General features: G+C 74.4%; 12 protein-coding genes. 2 read left to right on the forward strand and 10 right to left on the reverse strand.

Going from position 1 to position 19314, the window contains the following annotated elements:
- Window positions 1-21: 21 nt before the first annotated feature.
- A complete protein-coding gene (gene purF, locus PYR91_RS21365) occupies window positions 22-1419 on the reverse strand; it encodes an amidophosphoribosyltransferase (RefSeq protein WP_279782117.1) in 1398 nt (465 codons plus the stop codon).
- 542 nt (window positions 1420-1961) lie between these two features.
- Between purF and PYR91_RS21370 the strand changes: the two genes are divergently transcribed.
- Window positions 1962-2870, forward strand: coding sequence for a LuxR C-terminal-related transcriptional regulator (locus PYR91_RS21370; RefSeq protein WP_279782119.1), 909 nt, complete (start codon window positions 1962-1964; stop codon window positions 2868-2870).
- 277 nt (window positions 2871-3147) lie between these two features.
- Here PYR91_RS21370 and PYR91_RS21375 read toward each other — a convergent pair whose 3' ends face one another.
- The 5 genes from PYR91_RS21375 to PYR91_RS21395 form a co-directional block, all read right to left on the reverse strand.
- A complete protein-coding gene (locus PYR91_RS21375; RefSeq protein ID WP_279782121.1) occupies window positions 3148-3297 on the reverse strand; it encodes a hypothetical protein in 150 nt (49 codons plus the stop codon).
- Between the two features lie 86 nt (window positions 3298-3383).
- The gene (locus tag PYR91_RS21380; RefSeq protein WP_279782122.1) at window positions 3384-6509 is read right to left on the reverse strand and encodes an amino acid adenylation domain-containing protein; all 3126 of its coding nucleotides are present in this window, start codon (window positions 6507-6509) and stop codon (window positions 3384-3386) included.
- A gap of 30 nt (window positions 6510-6539) precedes the next feature.
- Complete coding sequence (locus PYR91_RS21385; protein WP_279782124.1) at window positions 6540-8426, reverse strand: non-ribosomal peptide synthetase; 1887 nt, start codon at window positions 8424-8426, stop codon at window positions 6540-6542.
- Window positions 8427-8488: 62 nt separating this feature from the next.
- Window positions 8489-9787 (reverse strand): glutamate synthase-related protein, encoded by a 1299-nt coding sequence (locus tag PYR91_RS21390; RefSeq protein WP_279782126.1) that lies wholly within the window; start codon window positions 9785-9787, stop codon window positions 8489-8491.
- Complete coding sequence (locus PYR91_RS21395; protein ID WP_279782128.1) at window positions 9784-10803, reverse strand: asparagine synthetase A; 1020 nt, start codon at window positions 10801-10803, stop codon at window positions 9784-9786. The genes PYR91_RS21390 and PYR91_RS21395 overlap by 4 nt, the downstream gene beginning before the upstream one ends.
- A gap of 335 nt (window positions 10804-11138) precedes the next feature.
- Here PYR91_RS21395 and PYR91_RS21400 point away from each other — a divergent pair, with 335 nt between their 5' ends.
- Entirely contained in the window at window positions 11139-12287 is a 1149-nt protein-coding gene (locus tag PYR91_RS21400; RefSeq protein WP_279782130.1) for a hypothetical protein, read from the forward strand.
- 132 nt (window positions 12288-12419) lie between these two features.
- Here PYR91_RS21400 and PYR91_RS21405 read toward each other — a convergent pair whose 3' ends face one another.
- Genes PYR91_RS21405 through PYR91_RS21420 form a run of 4 tightly spaced genes read right to left on the reverse strand, consistent with a single transcriptional unit; the run spans window position 12420 to window position 19304 of the window.
- Window positions 12420-13700 (reverse strand): class I SAM-dependent methyltransferase, encoded by a 1281-nt coding sequence (locus tag PYR91_RS21405; RefSeq protein ID WP_279782132.1) that lies wholly within the window; start codon window positions 13698-13700, stop codon window positions 12420-12422.
- A complete protein-coding gene (locus PYR91_RS21410) occupies window positions 13697-13900 on the reverse strand; it encodes an MbtH family NRPS accessory protein (protein ID WP_279782134.1) in 204 nt (67 codons plus the stop codon). Before PYR91_RS21410 ends, PYR91_RS21405 begins: the two co-directional genes overlap by 4 nt.
- A 41-nt stretch (window positions 13901-13941) precedes the next feature.
- Entirely contained in the window at window positions 13942-18000 is a 4059-nt protein-coding gene (locus PYR91_RS21415) for an amino acid adenylation domain-containing protein (RefSeq protein ID WP_279782136.1), read from the reverse strand.
- Window positions 17997-19304, reverse strand: a complete 1308-nt coding sequence (locus PYR91_RS21420) for a M20 family metallo-hydrolase (protein WP_279782138.1) — start codon at window positions 19302-19304, stop codon at window positions 17997-17999. The genes PYR91_RS21415 and PYR91_RS21420 overlap by 4 nt, the downstream gene beginning before the upstream one ends.
- Window positions 19305-19314 lie beyond the last annotated feature (10 nt).

Genomic DNA, 19314 nt, shown 5'->3' on the forward strand with positions numbered 1-19314 from the left:
CGGACGACGACGGGGACGGGCTCAGCCCGCGCGCGAGTCGGCCTCCAGGGGCACTCCGGTGGGGTAGGAGCCGGTGAAGCATCCCGTGCACAGCGACTCGGGGCTCCCGGCGGCGTCGGACATGGCCTCCACGGACAGGAAGTCCAGCGAGTCGGCCCCCACGAACTGCCCGATCTCCGCCGCCGACATCGAGTGCCCGATCAGCTCCTCGCGCGAGCTGATGTCCACGCCGAAGAAGCACGGCCACGCGATCTTGGCGGACGCGACCCGGACGTGGACCTCGGCCGCGCCGGCCGCGCGCAGCATCGCGACCGCCTGCTTCATCGAGGTCGCCCGCACGATGGAGTCGTCGACCACGATGACCCGCTGCCCGCGCACCACCTCGGGGACGGGGTTGAGCTTCAGCCGCACGCCCTGCCGCCGGGCGGCGTCGCCCGGGCGCAGGAAGGTGCGGCCGAGGTAGTGGTTGCGGACGAAGCCCTCGGCGTACAGGACGCCGCTCTGGCGCGCGTAACCGATGGCCGCGGGCCGGGCGGTGTCCGGGACCGGGATGACGACGTCGGCGGCCACGGGCGCCTCGCGCGCGAGCGCCGCGCCGAGGGCCTGCCGCACCTGCTGCACGCGCCTGCCGCCGATCAGGGAGTCCGGCCGGGCGATGTAGACGTGCTCGAAGACGCAGGTCGCCTGCGGCGCGGCGGCGAACCTCTCGGTGCGCAGCCGGCCGTCCTGGAAGACGAGCAGCTCGCCGGGCTGGGCGTCGCGCACGAACTCCGCGCCGACGGCGTCCAGCGCCGCGGTCTCCGAGGCCACCATCCACCCGCCGTCCGGGAGCCGCCCCAGGCACAGCGGGCGGAAGCCGTGCGGGTCGCGCGCGGCGTACAGGGTGGACCGCGTGGCCAGCACCAGGCAGTACGCGCCCCGCACGCCGGGCAGCAGCTCGCGCAGCGCCTGGTCCAGCGGGCCGGGGTGGGAGGCGAGGTGGTCGACCAGCGCCTGGGTGTCGGTGCTCCCGGTGCGCGCCCTGCCGCCGCGGCCGAGCGGGTCGCCGGGCGGGCCCGCGGCGTCGATGCCCAGCAGGTTGCCGTTGTGGGCGAGCGAGAAGTGCTCGCCCGAGCGGGTGATGCCGAGCAGCGGCTGCGCGTTGGCGAGCGTCGAGCCGCCGGCGGTCGGGTACCGGACGTGGCCGATGCCCACCGTTCCCGGCAGCTCCCGCAGCTTCTCCTCGTCGAGCACCTCCGTCACGAGCCCCAGGCCGCGCCGCACGCGAAGGACCAGCCCGTCGCCGACGGCGGCGCCGGCCGCCTCCTGGCCGCGATGCTGCAGCGCCAGCAGGCCCGCGTAGACCATCGAGGCGGCGGGCGCGCCGGGCGAGGTGACACCGGCGACTCCGCAGTTCTCTCCCAGGCCGTCTAAAGGCATGGCGTCTCCCTGTGATCTGAGCAATTCACGGATCCAGCGATTCGCGCTGGACAAAGGATGCGTGGGCGTGGGCGTTCGCTTGTCACGGGCCTCGCGGCGGCCGGTTCCCGCGGTGCCTCGGCACACCGGTTGAATGCCGCCGGGGCTGGGAGAAGAATGTGCTCGCCGGTGTTCCGAGGGGGCGTCCGGCTCGATCGACTGTGTCGACTCTAGCAGCCGCGAAAGCGGGCCCATCGGCATCGTCGCAGGTCGTGGCCGGTGCCATGGGAAACTGCCGGTCTTCTTCCGAAGCTAAGTGCCGCCGGCCTCCACCGGCCGCGTCTAGGGTGTGGAATGCGAGGGTTCAAGGGGTTCACCGTCACATATGCATTCACGGCCCGGCACGCCGGCGAGTTCGCACGGGTGCCGCCGGGGCGGTCGGAACGGGCGCGTGGTCCGCGCCCGACACGGGAGGTGAATTCGGAGGTCGCGGCTTGATCGGAGACCTCCGGAAGACCAGGGAAAAGCTGTTCGGGTTTTCACGCAATCGCGGGAGGAATGACATGGCGGACGTTTCGAGTGTGATCACGGGTGGACCGGCGAGAGCAGGGCTGCGAAACGAGCCGTGGGAGCCCCAACCCGTCCCCGCGTCCGCGACGGCACCGCACGGCGGCCCGCTCGGGTGCCTCACGCCTCCGCCCTTCCCCTCGTACGGCCCCAACGGGTACGCCTCCGCGCCGCCCGCCCAGGACGGCCCGCGCGTCGTGCTCGCCGACGGCGACCCGATCTCCCGCCAGGTGCTGGGCGCCACGCTCGGCGCGGCGGCGAACGTCCGCCTCATGGCCTCCATGGACAGCCGCACACCCGTGCGCGACTGGCCCGAGACCCACCCCGACCTGGCGATACTGGTCGCGGGCCCGCAGGAGGACCACCTGTGGATGGCGCAGGAGCTGGTCGCCAACGAGGTCAGCGCCCTGCTCGTCGGGGTCGACTGGACCAAGCACCGGCTGGACGCCGCGTTCGCCTTCGGCGTCGCCGGCTGCCTCACCAAGGACTGGGCCGTGACCCACCTGGGGGCCGCCGCGAGCGCCGCCGCCTCCGGGTACGTCGTGCTCTCGCCCGACCTGCTGAAGCTGTACGTCTCGGGGTTCCTCTCGGGCAACGGCGGCCAGACGATGAAGGCCGCCACCGGCGGCCGCTCGCTGAAGAAGCTGCTCGGCGGGCTGACGTTACGCGAGCGCGAGGTGCTCGCGCTTCTCTCCGACGGCATGTCCACCGACGAGGTGTCCACCTCCCTCGCGATCTCCGCGGCGACCGTCAAGAGCCACGTGTCGCACTCCCTGGCCAAGCTCGGCGTCCGCAACCGGCTGGAGGCCGTGCTGCTGATGCAGGCCGCGCTGGGCTGCGGCATCGACCGCACCCCGGTCCCCGACGCCGTCCTGCCCGCCGCCGTCCCCGCCTTCGGGCACTGAGCATCCGGGCACCGAGCATCCGGGCACTGGGCCTTCGGGTACTTGGCCTCCGAGTACCGAGTCTTCGGGCACTCGGCATTCCGGTACTGAGCCTTCGGGTACCGACCGGCCGCGTTCGTCCCCGCCTCCGGGCCGGGGACGGCCGCGGCCGTTCGCGTGCGCCCGCTCGTCACGGCCGTCCGCGCCTCCGGGCGCCGATGCCCGGGCACCCCGCGCCGCCCCTCGGGGGAGCGGCGCGCGGGCCCGGGCATCGGCGTGTGCCGGGCGCTCGTGCCGCTCATCCCGGAGTGTCGCCGGAGTCCGGCCGGGCGCGCCGGTCGTCACGGCACCCCGGCTCGCCGCCGTTGTCACGGCTGTCCAGGGCCAACTGGAGCGCGGAGCTGACCTCGCTCCTGGCTGTCTCGCGCCGTCCGTCGGTGGTGCGCATGCCGTCCTCCTCGGTGTCGGTCTGTCTGATCTGTCTGGTCTGTCTGGTCGGCCCGTGGCCCGGCCGGTCGCCGGGCCACGGCGGGCTCACGTGCCGGACGGCGCCGCGGCGCGGTCCAGCCGGCTGGCGAGGCCGGCCGGGGTCGGGTCGCGGAAGAGCGCCGCGATGTTGACGCCCACGCCGAGCGCGGTGCGCACCCGGCTCGTCAGGCGGATCGCGAGCAGCGAGTGGCCGCCGATCTGGAAGAAGTCGTCGTGCACCCCCACCGACGGGACGCCGAGCACCTCGGCGAACAGCCCGCACAGCGTCTCCTCCAGCGGGGTGCGCGGCGCACCGCCGGCGCCCGCGGTGTCGTAGACGGGGGCGGGCAGCGCGGCGCGGTCCAGCTTCCCGTTGGGGGTGATCGGGAGGCGCTCCAGCGCGACGAAGGCCGAGGGCACCATGTGGTCGGGCATGGAGGAGGCCATGTGCCGCCGCAGCGCGGCCGCGTCGAACGCCCCGGCCGCGGCGGTGACCACGTAGGCGACCAGGCGCCGGTCGCCGGGCCGGTCCTCGCGGACGGTCACCCGGGCCTCGGCGACGTCCGGGTGGCGGGCCAGCGCGGTCTCGACCTCGGCCGGCTCGATGCGGAAGCCCCTTAGCTTGAACTGGCCGTCGTCACGGCCGACGAACTCCAGCACGTCGTCCGCGGCCCACCGCACCAGGTCGCCGGTGCGGTACATGCGCTCGCCGTGCGCCCCGAAGGGGTCGGGCAGGAACCGGCCCGCCGTCAGCGCGGGCTGGCGCAGGTAGCCGTGGGCCAGGCCCACCCCGGCCAGGTACAGCTCGCCGACCACCCCGGGCGGGACGACGCGCAGGTCCGCGTCGAGCACGTACATCCGCTTGTTGGCGACCGTCCTGCCCAGCGGCATGGAGGCGCGGCCGGCGTCCTCGGGGCGCACGCCGTGCCAGACGGTGACCATCATGCATTCGAGCGGCGAGTAGGCGTTGACGAGGCGCAGGTGCGGGTACTCGCGCAGCGCCTCGCGCAGGTGCGGCATCGAGGCCGCCTCGCCGCCGGTAAGCAACTGCCGGACGTCCGCGAACAGGCCGGGGTGCTCGTCGAGCATGTGGTTGAGCAGGCTCGCCGACAGGTGCACGGTCGTGACGCCGTGCTCGGCGACCAGCCGCGCGATCCGCGCGGGCTCGGGGATCGGGCCGGGTTGCAGCACGCACGTCCCGCCGTACAGCAGCGGCCCGAACAGCTCGAACGCGAAGGCGTCCCAGGAGACCGGGGAGCACTGCAGGACGACCTCGCCGGGGGAGAACCGGGCGAAGTCGCGGGCGAACAGGGTGCCGGTGACCGCCTCGTGGGAGGAGACGACGCCCTTCGGGCGGCCCTGCGAGCCGGAGGTGAACATGACGCAGGCGGCGTCGCCCGGGCGCGCGCCGCCCGGCGTCCTGCCCGGCGGGGCCTGGGCGATGGCGCCGGCGTCCGCGTCGACGCGCACGAGCCGGGCGCCGGAGCCGGACAGGCGGCCGGCGAGCGCCTCCGTGGTGACCACGACGGGCACGCCCGCCTGCGCCGCCAGCTCCCGCGACCGCTCGGCGGGGAAGTTCGGGTCGAGCATCACGTAGGCCCCGCCCGCCTTGAGCACGGCCAGGACCGCGACGACCAGGTCGGGCCCGCGTTCGAGCTGGACGCCGGCGAAGACGCCCGGCCGCACGCCGAGCCCGGCCAGGTGCGCCGCGAGGCGGTCGGCGTCCGCGTCCAGGCGCGCGTACGACACCCGGCGGTCCTCGTACACCAGCGCCGTGGCGTCCGGCGTGCGGGCGGCCTGCGTCTCGAACAGGCGGTGCACGAGGCGCTCGGCGGGAAGCTCGGTGACCGGGCCGCGCCACTCCAGCACGAGCCGCCGCGTCTCGTCCTCGTCCAGCGGCGCGAGGCCGGCGAGCGCGGCCGAGGGGTCGGCGGCCACGGCCGCCAGGCACCGCCGCAGCGCGCCGGCCCAGGCGGTGACGTCCCGCCGGGCGAACACGTCGGGCCGGTAGTGGAACCGCAGCCCGAGGCGCTCGCGGGGGGCGACGACGACGGTGAGCGGGTAGTGGGACGTCTCGCGGAAGGTGATCCGGCCGACGCTCAGCCCGTCGATGTCGACGTCGAAGGCGTAGTCGCTCATCGGGAAGTTGTCGAGGCCGAGGCTGGTGTCGAACAGGGCGCCGCTCGCGCCGGCGGCCTTGTGCACGTCGGTGAGGCCGAGGTGGTCGTGGTCGAGCAGGCGCGACCGCTGCCCCTGGATGCGGTGCAGCACGTCGCGCACGGTGTCGCCGGGCCGCAGCTCGGCGCGCACCGGGACGGTGTTGACCAGCAGGCCGATCATCTCGTCGGCGCCGGGCAGCTCGGCCGGGCGGCCGCTGACGGTGCAGCCGAAGACGACGTCGCGCCGGCCGGTCAGGTGGCCCAGCGTGATCGCCCACGCCGCCTGGACGACGGTGTTCAGCGTGACCTCGCAGCGCCGCGCGCACGCCGCCAGCTCGGCGGTCTGCGCCTCGGTCAGCTCGACGGCCACCTCCTCCGGCGCCGCGCGGGACGTGCCGCGGGCGGGCGGGGCCAGGTACGTCGGCTCGGCGAGCCCGGCCAGCTCCTCGCTCCACCGCTCCCGGGCCTCGGCGCGGTCGCGGGCGGCCACCCAGGCGAGGTACCCGCGGAACGGCGGGGCCGGGGGCAGGGCGCCGGCGTCGGCGGCGGCGGCGTACAGGCGGAACAGCTCCTGGAACAGCAGGGCGATCGACCAGCCGTCCAGGACGGCGTGGTGCGCGGTGAGCACCAGCCTGTGGGCGTCCTCGCCCTCGCGCACGAGGATCAGGCGCAGCAGCGAGTCGCCCTCGACGTCGATCCCGCGCGCCCAGTCCTCCTCCAGCAGCTTGGCGAGGTGCTCCGGCGGGTCGCCGCGCACGTCGGCCTCGGTCCAGTCGAGCGGGACGTCGCCGCGCACGACCTGGATCGGGTCGCCGGACCTGCGGTTGCGGAAGGTGACGCGCAGGTTGGGGTGGCGGTCGAGCAGCGCCTGGGCCGAGGCGCGCAGCCGCGCCGCGTCCAGCGGCCCGCTCAGCCGGGCGACGAACTGCGCGACGTACAGGTCGCGCCGGTCGCGGTCGTACAGCGAGTGGAACAGCAGCCCTTCCTGAAGGGGCGAGAGCGGCAGGATGTCCTCGACAGGCGACCGTCGCATGTTCACGTCTCCGTATACGTCGATGAGGTCTTACCGAAGCTGGGACTCGAGCTCGTCGATCTCCTCCTGGCTGAGCGCCAGGAGCGGCGCGTCCCAGACGTCCCCGCCCGCCTGTGGAACGGCGGCGGACGCCGGGCCGGCGGGGGGCTCCTGCGGGGGGCACGGCCGCGCGGACGCCGCCAGCGCGGCGACGCTCCCGCCGGCGAGCACGTCCCTGGTGGTGATCAGGAGGCCCTCGCCGCGGGCGGCGCGCACCAGCGCCGTGGCCGAGATGCTGTCGCCGCCGAGGCCGGTGAAGCTGTCGTCGATGCCGGCAGCGGGGACGCCCACGGCCCGCGCGACGAGCCGGGCCACCAGCTCCTCGCGCGCGTCGCGCGGGCGGCGGCCGGTCGAGCCGGCGGTGAGGTCGGGCTCGGGCAGCGCGTTGCGGTCGAGCTTGCCGTTCGGCGTGAGCGGCAGCGTGTCCATCGCCACCAGGACCGACGGCACCATGTACGCGGGCAGCCGCTCGGCCAGCGCGGCGCGGTCGGCCTCGCCGACCACGTAGGCGACCAGCGCCTGCCCGCGGACCGTCACGGCCGCCTGGCGCACGCCCGGCTGGGCGGTCAGGGCCGACTCGATCTCGCCCAGCTCGACGCGGTGCCCGCGCAGCTTGACCTGGCCGTCGGAGCGGCCGAGGTACTCCAGGGTGCCGTCGTGGCACATGCGGACGGTGTCGCCGGTGCGGTACAGCCGCCGGCCCGCGCCGCCGTGGGCGTCGGGCACGAACCGGGTGGAGGTGAGCGAGGGCCGGCGCAGGTAGCCGTCCGCCACGCCGTCGCCGCCGATGACCAGCTCGCCCGGTACGCCCGCCGCCACCGGGCGCAGGGCGTCGTCCACGACGTACACGCGGGTGTTGGCGATCGGGGCGCCGATGGTGACGCGGCCGGGAGCCTGCGGCACCTCCCACGCCGTGGACCAGACGGTGGTCTCGGTGGGCCCGTACATGTTCCACAGCCGCCGCACCCGGGGCCGCAGCTCGGCGGCGAGCGGCGGCAGCAGCGCCTCCCCGCCCGTGAGCGCGGTCACCCGCGGGCCGGCGAACCCGGCGTCGAGCAGCACCCGCCATCCCGACGGGGTGAGCTGCAGGTGGGTGACGCCGGAGCGCTCCACGAGGCCGGCGAGGGCGGCGCCGTCCCCGGCGATGCCGGGAGGCGCGATCACCACGCGCCCGCCGGTGGTAAGCGGCAGGTACATCTCCAGGGCGGAGATGTCGAAGGAGGGGGACGCCACGGCCAGCCAGGCGTCCGAGGCCGCGGCGCCGAGCAGCTCGCGCATCGCCGCCAGGAAGTTCGTCAGGGCTCGGTGCGGCACGACCACCCCCTTGGGGCGGCCGGTCGACCCGGAGGTGTACAGCACGTACGCCGGGTCCGCCGGCCGCGCCGCCCCTTCTGGGGGCGTCGCGCGGCCGGCCGTCGCCGGGGCGCGCTCCTGGAGCGCCCCGTGCCCGCCGTCCCCGTTCAGGGGTTCGAGGAGCACGACTTCGGCCTGGTGCGCCGGCAGCCTGTTCGCCAGATCCGGCTGGGCCAGGATGAGGGCGGCCCCGGAGTCCTGGAGCACCAGGGACGTCCGCTGGGCCGGGTATCCGGGGTCGACGGGAAGGTAGAAGGCCCCGGTCGCGAGGGTGCCGAGGAACCCGGCCAGGGTGGCGGCCGAGCGTTCGGCGTGGACGGCGACCAGCGTGCCGCGGCGCGCCCCCCGGCCGCGCAGCCGCTCGGCCACCCGGCCGACGGCGGCGCTCAGCTGGGCGTAGGTCAGCTCGACCGGCCCCTCCACGACGGCGACCGCGTCGGGGGTGCGCGCGGCCTGCCGCTCGAACAGCTCCGTGAGCGTCGCCGAGGGCACGGGGAGATCGGTGTCGTTCCAGGTGTCCAGCATCTTTCCTCCCCGTGGGGTACCACCGCGGCCGGTGGGGCGGTCGTCGGCTCGGGCCGTCGTGGTCAGCGAAGGGACGCGTCGTAGCCCGCCAGGGCCTCGCGCGGGTCGTCGACGTAGGCGCCGCCTTCGTACAGGTCCTCCAGGCCGAGGGCGCCCGGCTCGTACTTGCCGAGCGCGCTGATGAGCATGCGCATCTCCAGCTCCATGCACTCCACCAGCCGTTGCAGCCCGAAGTCGGGGTCCTCGTCGACGGCCAGCAGCGCCGCCCGCCCGAGGCCGACGCCCCGGGCGCCGAGGGCGAGGCACTTGACCGCGCGGGTGCCCTCCCACATGCGGCCGGTGGCCAGCAGGCAGGACGGCGGGCGGCCGATGGCGCGCAGGCACTCGCCGAGCGGCAGGCCCACGTGGTCCATGAAGGAGGTCGGGGCCCAGCCGGTGCCGCCCTCGGCGCCGTCGACGGTCACCGAGTGCGCACCGGCGCGCCAGGCGACGGCCGCCGCCCTGCGCACGTCGCGCCCGGGGTGCAGCTTGACCCACACCCGTGCCCGGGGGAAGTTGTTGCGCATCAGGTGGATCTGCTGGCGCAGGATCTCCTCGGTGTAGGTGCCGGGGCTGCTGGAGCGCAGGTAGCTGGCGGCGTCGCCGAACACCTGGTCGGTGGTGTACTGCTCGGAGACCGCTGCGGCGGCGGTGCGGGGGAGCACGGTCATCCCGCCGATGCCGGGCTTGGCGCCCTGGCCCACCTTCAGCTCGAACGCGAGCCTGCCGGAGTTGAGCAGCGGCTGCGCCGAGGGGTCGCTGTAGACGAGGTTCCACACCTCGGCGTCGGCGTCCTCGGTGCTCTGCTGGATCGCCACCCCGCCGAGGCCGTCCTCCAGCTCCTCGCCGTAGGCGCGGACGCGGCCGAGCAGCGAGAGCGGGGTGCAGGCGCCGATGCGGCCGTAGCCGTTGACCGGCACGATGTTCTCGCCGATCACCATGGGGATGCCCAGGCGCCCGGCCTGGCGGCTGACCGCCATGCCGAGGTCGGAGCAGGCGATCTGCGTGGAGCCGAACGCGGAGACGAACAGCGGTGCGCGGGCGGTGAACCCGCCGATCTCGGTCGACAGCTCGACGTCGCCGTACATGGGCTCGCGGCCGAGCTCGATGAGCTTCTCCAGGCGCAGGTCCATGAAGATCGGCGGGACCAGCCGGGCGGCGTCGATCAGGTCGCCGGGCGCGGGGTGGGCGGCGCCGGGGCCCGAGGCGCCGAACAGGGTGGTGCCGTAGGAGGTGATGGGCGGGAAGGCGCAGGCCGTCCCCTTCCTGGCCCGGTCGCGCACGGCCCGCTCGGGGAAGTGCGGCGCGCTCAGGCGGCTCACGGCGACACCACGCCGGGGACCTTCGGGAACGCCGCGGCCTGCCAGACGTACTCCAGGCCGGCGACGAACCGGGTCAGGCGCTGCAGGCCGAGGCCGAAGCCGGAGCTGGACGGCACCCCGTGCCGTGAGAGCTGCAGGTACCAGCCGTACTTGGACGGGTTCTCGCCGGTCTCACGCATCCGGGTGATGAGCGTGGGGTAGTGCGCCTCGCGCTCGCCGCCGCTGATCACCTCGCCGTACCCGCCGGGCATGATCAGGTCGAACGTGCGCAGCACCCCGGGCTGGTCGGGGTCCTCCTTCTCGAGGAAGCAGCGGGAGCCCTTGGGGTAGTCGGTCAGGAAGAACGGGCCGTCGGCCTTGATCGAGAGGATCTCCTCGCCGGCCCAGTCGATCTCGGCGCCGCCGTCCTGCATGTGGCCGCCCTCCACCAGGTCGCGGACCGCCTCGGCGTGCGGCACCCGGGCGAACGGCCGGGACCGCCAGGAGCTGAGCGCCGTGACGTCGCGGCCCAGCGCGGCCAGCTCGTCGCCCATGTCGCTCACGACGGCGTCGACCACGTGGCCGACCACCCCCTCGGCCAGCTCCATGATCTGCTCGCGCGTCGCCCCGGCCACCTCGATGTCGAGCTGGTGGAACTCGGCCAGGTGCCGGTTGGTCGAGCAGGTCTCCAGCGGCTCCAGCCGGACGTTGGGCGCCACGTAGACGATCTTGTCGAAGGCCAGCAGCGACGCCTGCTTGTAGACGAAGGCGCTGGTCATCAGCTTGTAGCGGTGCCCGTAGTAGTCGACGTCCACCTGCTTGGCGCCGCGGATCCCCGGGTCGGTCACCGGGCCGATGACCGGCGGCAGCAGCTCCACGAACCCCTGGTCGTCCAGGTACCGGCGGGCCGACCGCACGATGTGGTGCTGGATCCGCAGAACGGTCCTGGTGGTCTCGGAGGTCAGATGCTCCCACGGCTGGGGTGGGAGCACCCGCCCGTCGGCTCCGCCGGGCATCGCACCGGAAACGTCAACCATGTCATTCCCTCCCGCACCGCCGCGCCGCGGCCGATATTAATTCTCTGGGGCCGGCGCGTTTATCGGCACATCGCCGTCGTCGGCATCGCTCCGGCTTTCGCGGTGTATTCGATCCACGTCGCCGAATGGGCGTGAACGCCGCCCTCGGAAAGAACGCTAAGGCCTCTACCTGCGCCTTGTCATCGTCCGGCGGTTGAACTTCCGCGACCGTATAAACCGATGGAGGAGGCTTCTCATCCTTAGGTGGAAACGATTCGCCCCCCAAATGATTGACGCGGCGACGCGCCGCGTGGCTCTATAAATAAGTTCACCGCGTCGACGGGAGGAAAACAAAGATGAAGAAGCGACGGGTTTCTTTTTTCGACACGACTCTTCGTGACGGCGAGCAGGCGCCGGGCAACTCCATGACCCCGGAGCAGAAGGTCGACCTGGCGCTCCGGATCGAGGCACTGGGGGTCGACGTCATCGAAACCGGCTTCCCGATCTCCTCCCCCGCGGAGGCGGAGGCGACCCGGCTGATCGCGGGAAAGCTCACCACGGCCCGCTTCACGACCTTCTGCCGGGCGGTCCGCAAGGACGTCGAGGTGTCGGTGGAGGCGGGCGGCACGGCCAACCACGAGGTGCAGGTGCTGGCCACGGCCAGCGACCTGCATCTGGAGCGCAAACGCAAGATCTCCCGCCGGGAGGCCGTGGACGAGATCACCGACACGGTGTCCTTCGCGCTCTCCCTGGGCGTCGAGTCGGTCTCGGTGGGCCTTGAGGACGCCTCGCGCGGCGAGGACGACCTGCTGCGCGCGCTCGTCGAGGCCGGGCTGGACGCCGGCGCCTCGTGCTTCGCGATCGGCGACACCTCCGGGTGCATGACGCCCGACCAGTACGCCGGGCTGATCGCCAAGATCCGCCGCTGGGCCCCCGAGCCGGTGCGGGTGGCCACGCACTGCCACAACGACTTCGGCCTGGCCCTGGCCAACACGCTCGCGGGCCTGCAGGCGGGGGCGGACGAGGTGCAGACCACGCTGGGCGGGGTCGGCGAGCGCGCGGGCAACACGGCGATGGAGGAGCTGGTGGCGCTGCTCAGCTACAAGAGCGACCACCTCGGGCTGTTCACCGACATCGACGCCTCCGGCATGTACGAGGCCTACAACGTGCTGCGCGAGTACATCTCGCTGGAGGAGCCGCGCAACAAGGCGATCTTCGGCGCGTACGCCTTCGGCACCGCCGCCGGCATCCACCAGCAGGGCATGCTGCGCGACCCGGCCACCTACGAGTACGTCGAGCCGGCCAGGTTCGGCCGGGAGCGCTCGATGCTCATCGCGCGGCACTCCGGCCGCTCGGTGCTGCACCACCTGCTCGGGCAGCTCGGCGTGGACGCCGACCCGCCCACGGTGGACGACCTGTACCGCAGGCACATCACCGACCGCCCCGGCGGCGACTGCGAGGACATCACCGAGCTGCGCGGGCGCCTGGTCAAGGAGCTGTGCTGAGCGGACGGCACGCGAGAGGCGGCGGCGGATCGAAGGATCCGCCGCCGCCTTCTCTCATTCCCTCCGTCCCCGGGGCACGCGCGAGGCCCCCCGGACGGCGGTCCGCCGTCCGGGGGGCCTGGCTCGCGGCGGCTACACCGCGCGCAGGTGGGGGAAGGTCGGGGTGGTGAGCATCGTGCGCATGCGGCGGACCGTCCACGGCCGCGGCACCCCGCCCAGCCCCTCCAGCACCTCCCTGACGGGCCGCCTGCCGTCCACGGCGTCCACGACCTCCTGGAACTCGGCGGGCCGTCCGGCGGGGAGGTCCGCGGGCCGGTCGAGCGGCCGGTAGCCGCCCGCCCTCTCCAGCAGCCAGACGCGCTCTGTGCCCGACACCCGGGTCATGACCGCGTCCAGGAACCGCTCGTCCCGCTCGGCCTCGGTCGTGGCCGGGATCGGGCTGTCGGCGCGCCGCAGGTAGAACCAGACGAGGGGGGACCGGTCCATCAGCAGCAGATTGGACACCCGCCACCGGGTCAGGTCGTCCAGGGCGTGGAACTGCCGCCGGATCCGGTCGTCCGCGACCGGCACCTCCCACATGAAGCTCTCCAGCGACCGCGCCACCGCGCTGACGCACGGCGCCTCCAGCTCCAGCCCGGCACGCCCGGCCAGCCCGTCCAGGTCGGCCACGGTGTAGGTCTGCTCGTACGGGTTGAGCCAGGTGTCGGCGAACTGGACGTCCGGGTCCTCCACCTCGGCCTGGATCTGCCGGGTGAGCAGGTTGTCGGTGCGGAACGCGGCCGCGAGCCGCTTGGCGTACCACAGGTCCTGGTCGCGGCCGATGAGCCGCATGGCCTCCTGGAACGCGGTGATCTCGCGGCGGTGGAAGGTGTTGTAGACCATCAGTTCGACCACGCCGGACGGCTTCAGCGCCGCGCCGAGTCGTTCGAGCAGCGTGCCCGGGTTGGGGCAGTGGTGGATGACGCCGGTGCAGGCGATGTAGTCGAACTCCTCGCGGTAGCTCGCCTGCGTGATGCCCTCGTCGCGCAGCACGAGGTTGGACGCGCCCACCTGCTCGGCCGCCGCGCCGCACATCCGCAGCGACTCCTCCGACACGTCGCTGCCGACCACCGTGGCGGACGGGAAGCGCAGGGCCATGATGAGCGCCTGGTTGACCCCGCACCCCGGCACCCAGATGCGGGCGCCGGGCGGCATCCGCCCGCCGGTGAAGTCGCCCAGCTCCTGGGAGACCAGCGCGGGGTGCAGGGTGGGGTCGTCGGCCCGGGCCAGCCGGGTGACGTGCCAGGGGTAGGGGAACTCCGAGTAGAAGTCCCCGATGGCTCGTTCGTGCTCGACGTGCTCGGCCGGCGTGGCGCGCGCGCCCCGGGGCGCCGGCCCGGCGGGCCGGGGGGCGGGTACGGTGCTGTGGCTCATGAGGCGAGCGCCTCCCTCCGGGCGCCGTCCACGTGCTCGCGCACGCTCCTCGGGCGCATGTCGGTCCACACGGCGTCGATGTGGGCCAGGCACTGCTCCTCGGTGCCCTGGGTGCCCTCGCGGCGCCATCCCGCGGGCAGCTCGCGTGCCGCGGGCCAGATCGAGTACTGCTCCTCGTCGTTGACGACAACGGTGATCATGGAATCGCTCCCTACGTCATGGGGGTTGTCCGGGCGCCCGGTCACCGCGGGGCGCGGTCGCGCAGCAGGCGCAGGGCCGAGGCCACCGACGCCACCGCGGGCGGGCGCATCATGCTCAGGTGGTCGCCCTGGACGTGCAGGTGGCGGACGGGGTCGGCGGCCAGCTCCTGCCAGTCGCGCGCCACCGCGGCCTGCGCCGGGGCGTCGAGCTGCTCGGAGGTCAGCACCGCGACCGGGCCGTCGTACACGTCCGGTTCGTACGCGCCCAGCAGCCCGAGCTGCCGCTGCCAGATGTCGAACACCTCCTGGGGGAACAGCGAGTACTCCCGGCAGGTCGAGGGGTCGATGCCCATCGCCCGGAACAGCTCGGACCGGACGGCGGACTGGAACTCCGCCTCCCGCTCGCCCTCGGTGGCGAGGCTCAGCCGCGAGCGGATCTGCCGCAGCTCGCGGGTGTGCCCGCGCCAGCGGGAGCGCTCGCTGGGCGCGCTCGGGTCCAGCAGGGCCAGCAGGTCGACCTGGACGCCGCGCTCGCGCAGCCGCCTGGCGGTCTCGAAGGCGATGACGCCGCCCGCCGACCAGCCGGTGACCACCACCGGCCCGGAGATCGACCGCTCGATCTCCTCGGCGTACCTGCCGGCCATCTCCTCCAGGCTCTGCTCCCCGTCCTCCTCGCCGAGCAGCGAGGCCAGCGTGAGCCCGTACAGCGGGCCCTCGCCGCGCAGGTCGTCGATCAGGTCGCGGTAGCAGAACACGGTGCCGCCCAACGGGTGCACGAACACCATGGGCGTCGCGTCCCCGCCGCCGTCCAGCAGTTTCAGGCAGCCGGCGCGCGGCGCGCTCTTCGGGCCGAGCGCCAGGGCGAGCGACGCGCTGACGTCGGCGATGGTGGGGGACTCGAAGAACCTCTCGACCGAGACGCCGGTGCCGAACCGCTCCCTGATCCGCTCGCCGATGCTGAGCACCAGCAGGGAGTTGCCGCCCAGCTCGAAGAAGTTGTCGTGGCGGCCCAGCCGGGTGGCGGGGATGCCGAGCACCCGCGACCACAGGTCGGCCACCGTGCGCTCCAGCTCCGAGGCGGGGCGCTCGGAGTCCGGCGCGCCGCCCTCCCCGCCCCAGACCGGCTCGGGCAGCGCCGAGCGGTCGACCTTGCCGTTCTGGTTGAGCGGCACGGCGCCGACGGCGACGACGGTCGCCGGCACCAGGTAGGCGGGCAGCCGCAGGGCGGCGTCCCGGCGCAGCGCGTCGGCGTCCACCCCCTCCGGCCCGCGCGGCACCACGTACGCGACCAGCGCGTCGTGGCCGGAGGGCGTCCGCGCCACCGTCACCAGGGCTTGGGACACCGAGGGGTGCGCGGTGAGCGCGGCCTCCACCTCGGCCGGCTCGACGCGGTACCCGCGCACCTTGACCTGGTGGTCGACCCGGCCGAGGAACTCCAGCTCCCCGCTGGGCAGCCAGCGCCCGAGGTCGCCGGTGCGGTACATGCGCGCGCCGGGCGGCCCGAACGGGTCGGGCACGAAGCTCGCCGCCGTCGTCGCGGGACGGTTGGCGTAGCCGCGCACGACGCACGCGCCGCCGATGTACAGCTCCCCGATGACGCCGACCGGCGCCGGGGCGCCGTGCCGGTCCAGGACGTACATGGTGGTGTTGGGGATGGGCCGGCCGATGGGCAGCGTGCCCGACCCGCCCGGAAGGCTCGCGCCGATCTCGTGCACGCAGTTGGCGACCGACGCCTCGGTCGGGCCGTACTCGTTCAGCATCGGCGTGCCGGGGTCCAGCCGCCGCCACGCGGCGAGCACGCTCTCGGGGAACGCGTCCGCGCCGACGACGAGCTTCGCGGCCAGCCCGCGCGCCTCGCCGGCGGTGAGCTGCCTGGTGAGCAGCTCCAGGTGGCCCGGCGTCATCTTCAGGAAGCCGTACGGCGCCGCCGACGCGAGCACCGCGCCGAGCCGGTCGGCCGGCACGTCGTCCGGGACGACGTGCACCGTCTGGCCGGTCAGCAGCGGGGTGAACAGGTTGGGCACCACCATGTCGAAGGCCACGGAGGAGAACAGGGCCGCGCCGCCGTCGCCGTGGGAGGCGTAGTCGCGCACGCACCACATCAGGAAGTTCACCAGGCCCCGGTGCTCGACGAGCACGCCCTTGGGCTGCCCGGTCGACCCGGAGGTGTAGATGATGTAACACAGGCCGCCCGGGGCCGCGGCGGGCGGCAGGGCCGCGTCGTCGCCGGGAACCTCCACCGGCACGACCGGCGCCCCCAGCTCGCCGGCGCGGGCTTCGAGCCCGCCGCCGCTGACGACCAGCGCCGCCGCGCTGTCCTGGACGAGGAAGCTCAGCCGGGCCGGCGGGAACGCCGGGTCGAGCGGCACGTAGGCGCCCCCGGCCTTCCACACCGCCAGGAACGCGACCAGCAGGTCGGCCGAGCGGGGCAGCAGGACGGCGACGCGCGACTCCGGGCCGACCCCCCGCGCGCGAAGGGCGCGGGCGAGGCGGTTGGCCCGGGCGTCCAGCTCCGCGAACGTCATGCCCGGCGCGCCGTCCGCCAGCTCGCGGACGGCGACGGCGTGCGGCGTGCGGCGCGCCTGTGCCTCGAACAGCTCGTGGGCGCAGACGTCCGGCAGTTCGGCGGGGCCGCCGTCGGGCAGCCGGTCGCGCACGGCGACCCGCTCGGCGTCCGACATCATGGACAGGGCCGACAGCGGGGCGTCCGGCAGACTGGTCGCCTCCAGCAGGGTGGCGCGGTAGCGCTCGGTGAGGATGGTCGCCAGCTCCGCGTCGAACGCCTCGGGGTGGTGCAGCAGCAGCCCGCGCAGGCCGTCGCCGTCGGGGGACAGCGACACCATCAGGTCGGTCTTCACGGCGAAGTGGTCGAAGGCGAACAGACGCGAGCGCAGCCCGGGCAGGGCGAGCGGCCGTTCGGCCTCGTGGTCGAGCTCGAAGAACACGTTGAACAGCGGGTTGCGCCCGGAGCCGGGGGCGTCCGCGCGCAGGTGCTCCAGCACGTGCTCGAACGGCGCCTCATGGTGCTCGAAGGCCTGGAGCACGACCTCCTTGGCGCCGGCGACCAGCTCGCCGAACGTCGTGTCGCCCCCGGCGTCCTGGCGCAGCACCAGGGTGTTGAACAGCGGGCCGATCATGTCGGCGGACTCGTCGGAGAACCGGGTGGCGACCGTCGTGCCCACCGGCACGTCGGCGGTGCCGCACAGCCGGCCGAGGACCGCGGAGAAGGCCGACAGCAGCACGACGTACCTGGTGGTGCCGGTGCGCCGGGCGAACGCGTCGACCCGGGCGACGAGCTCGGCGTCGAGCGTGAACCGCAGCCCGGCGCCCTCCGAGTCGCGCCGGCCGCCGGCGTGCCCGCGGGGCAGCGGGAGCGCGCGCACGCCGCGCAGCCGCTCCCGCCAGTAGGCGACGTCCTCGGCGAACCCGCCGCCGGCCAGCAGCCCGGCCTCGTCCGCGGCGTAACCGGCGTACCCGGCGGGCGGCGGCGCCGAGGGCGGGGTCCTGCCGTCCACGGCCGCGCGGTAGCCGCCGGCCAGCTCGTCCAGCAGGAGCCGCACCGACCAGCCGTCGCACACCGCGTGGTGCAGGTTGAGGAACAGCACGTGCTCGCCCTGCCCCACGCGGATCAGCAGCACGCGCAGTAGCGGGGCCCGGCCCAGGTCGAAGGGCGTGTGGGCAGCCTCCTCGACGCACGCGCGCGCCCTGCGATACGCCTCGGCCGCCGTCTCGGCGCCCGCGTCGGCCGTCTCGACCGTGACGCGGCACGCCGGGTCCACGACGGGCACCACGGCGTCGCCGGGGGTGCGCTCGAACCGGGTGCGCAGGATCGGGTGCCTGGCCACGACCGCGTCGACGGCGGCCTGGAGCGCGGAGACGTCCAGCGGGCCGGTCAGCAGGGTCGCGGTGGGCACGTTGAACGCGGAGCTGCCGGGGTCCATGCGGGAGGCGAGCCACATGCCGCGCTGGATGGCCGAGGCCACCGGCGCCGCCCGCCCCGGGGGCGCGGGGAACCCGGGCGCGCCCAGGGTCAGGGGCCCGGCGGCGGGCGCCGCCCCGGCCTCGGGCAGGACCTCGCGGGTCATCCTGCCGGTTCTCACGCCTCCGCCTCTCCGGCGAACACGGCGCCGGCGCGGAACGCCCGGTCACCGGCCAGCGTGCAGTTGAGCAGGACATTGGCGCCGTTGACCAGGTCGGACGGGTCTGTCCACTCGTGGGGCGCGTGGCTGACGCCGCCGCGGCTGGGCACGAAGATCATCCCCATGGGCGCGATCCGCGCGATCCACTGCGCGTCGTGCCCGGCGCCGCTGGGCATCGACCGGTAGCCGAGCCCCAGGTCGACGGCGGCGTCCTCCACCAGCCCGCGCAGCCGCTCGTCGCACATCGCGGGCACGACGAGCTGCTGCGGGGTGACCGTGATGGAGGTGGCCGTCCGGTCGGAGATGCGCCGGGCGTCCAGGCGCAGCTTCAGCAGCCCGGCCCTGATCGCCTGCGCCGACACGTCGCGCAGGTCGACGACCAGGCGCACCTCGCCCGGGATGACGTTCCACGCGCCGGGGCGCACCGAGCACTCGCCGACCGTCGCGACGCGCACCAGGCCGCCGCGGGTGGCCATGTCCTGCACGGCCAGGACGACCTGCGCCGCGGCCACCAGGGCGTCCCTGCGGGCGTCCATCGGGGTGGTGCCGCCGTGGTTGTGCTCGCCGCGCACCACCACCTCGGCCGTGAGCCGGCCGGTGATGCCCTCGACCACCCCGATCTGCAGCCGCTCGCCTTCGAGCGAGGGGCCCTGCTCGATGTGCAGCTCCATGTAGGAGGCGATGGCGTCGCCGGGCCAGCGGGCCTGGTCGATGCGCTTGCTGTCGCCGCCGGCCGCGTCGACCAGCGCGGACAGGACCCGCCCGTCGTCCAGGCGGGTGTCCAGCTCCGACGCGTCGACCTGCCCGGCGACGGCCCGCGAGCCGAACATGGCGGGGGTGCCGTGGGCGCCCTCCTCGTTGCTGAACGCCACCACCATGACGGGGTGGTCCATCTCCACGCGGTTCTCGTGCAGGGTGCGCATGACCTCGACGGCCGCGATCACCCCGTAGGCGCCGTCCAGCGAGCCGCCGTTGGGCACGGTGTCCAGGTGCGAGCCCAGGACGAGGGCGCCCAGCTCGGGGCGGCGCGCGGGGAAGGCGCCGATCAGGTTGGCCGCGGGGTCGACGTGCACCCGCATGCCGGCCTCGCGCATGAAGCCGGCGACCAGCTCGCGCCCGCGCACGTCGGCGTCGCCGAACGCCGGGCGGGACACGCCGCCTTCGGGCGTCGCGCCGACCGACCGCAGCAGGTCAAGGTGGTCCAGCAGCCGCGCGGCGTCGACGTGCATCGACCGGGTGCGCGGGGATTCGGTGGACAAGGTCATGGCTAGCTCC

Origin of the sequence: Sphaerisporangium sp. TRM90804 (assembly GCF_029846175.1) — a bacterium.
Taxonomy (GTDB): Bacteria; Actinomycetota; Actinomycetes; order Streptosporangiales; family Streptosporangiaceae; genus Sphaerisporangium.

Bases quoted from the DNA above. Each gene is read 5' to 3' on its own strand.
- purF (WP_279782117.1), bottom strand. From the start codon at position 1,419: ATGCCTTTAGACGGCCTGGGAGAGAACTGCGGAGTCGCCGGTGTCACC.
- PYR91_RS21370 (WP_279782119.1), top strand. From the start codon at position 1,962: ATGGCGGACGTTTCGAGTGTGATCACGGGTGGACCGGCGAGAGCAGGG.
- PYR91_RS21375 (WP_279782121.1), bottom strand. From the start codon at position 3,297: ATGCGCACCACCGACGGACGGCGCGAGACAGCCAGGAGCGAGGTCAGC.
- PYR91_RS21380 (WP_279782122.1), bottom strand. From the start codon at position 6,509: ATGCGACGGTCGCCTGTCGAGGACATCCTGCCGCTCTCGCCCCTTCAG.
- PYR91_RS21385 (WP_279782124.1), bottom strand. From the start codon at position 8,426: ATGCTGGACACCTGGAACGACACCGATCTCCCCGTGCCCTCGGCGACG.
- PYR91_RS21395 (WP_279782128.1), bottom strand. From the start codon at position 10,803: ATGGTTGACGTTTCCGGTGCGATGCCCGGCGGAGCCGACGGGCGGGTG.
- PYR91_RS21400 (WP_279782130.1), top strand. From the start codon at position 11,139: ATGAAGAAGCGACGGGTTTCTTTTTTCGACACGACTCTTCGTGACGGC.
- PYR91_RS21405 (WP_279782132.1), bottom strand. From the start codon at position 13,700: ATGAGCCACAGCACCGTACCCGCCCCCCGGCCCGCCGGGCCGGCGCCC.
- PYR91_RS21410 (WP_279782134.1), bottom strand. From the start codon at position 13,900: ATGATCACCGTTGTCGTCAACGACGAGGAGCAGTACTCGATCTGGCCC.
- PYR91_RS21420 (WP_279782138.1), bottom strand. From the start codon at position 19,304: ATGACCTTGTCCACCGAATCCCCGCGCACCCGGTCGATGCACGTCGAC.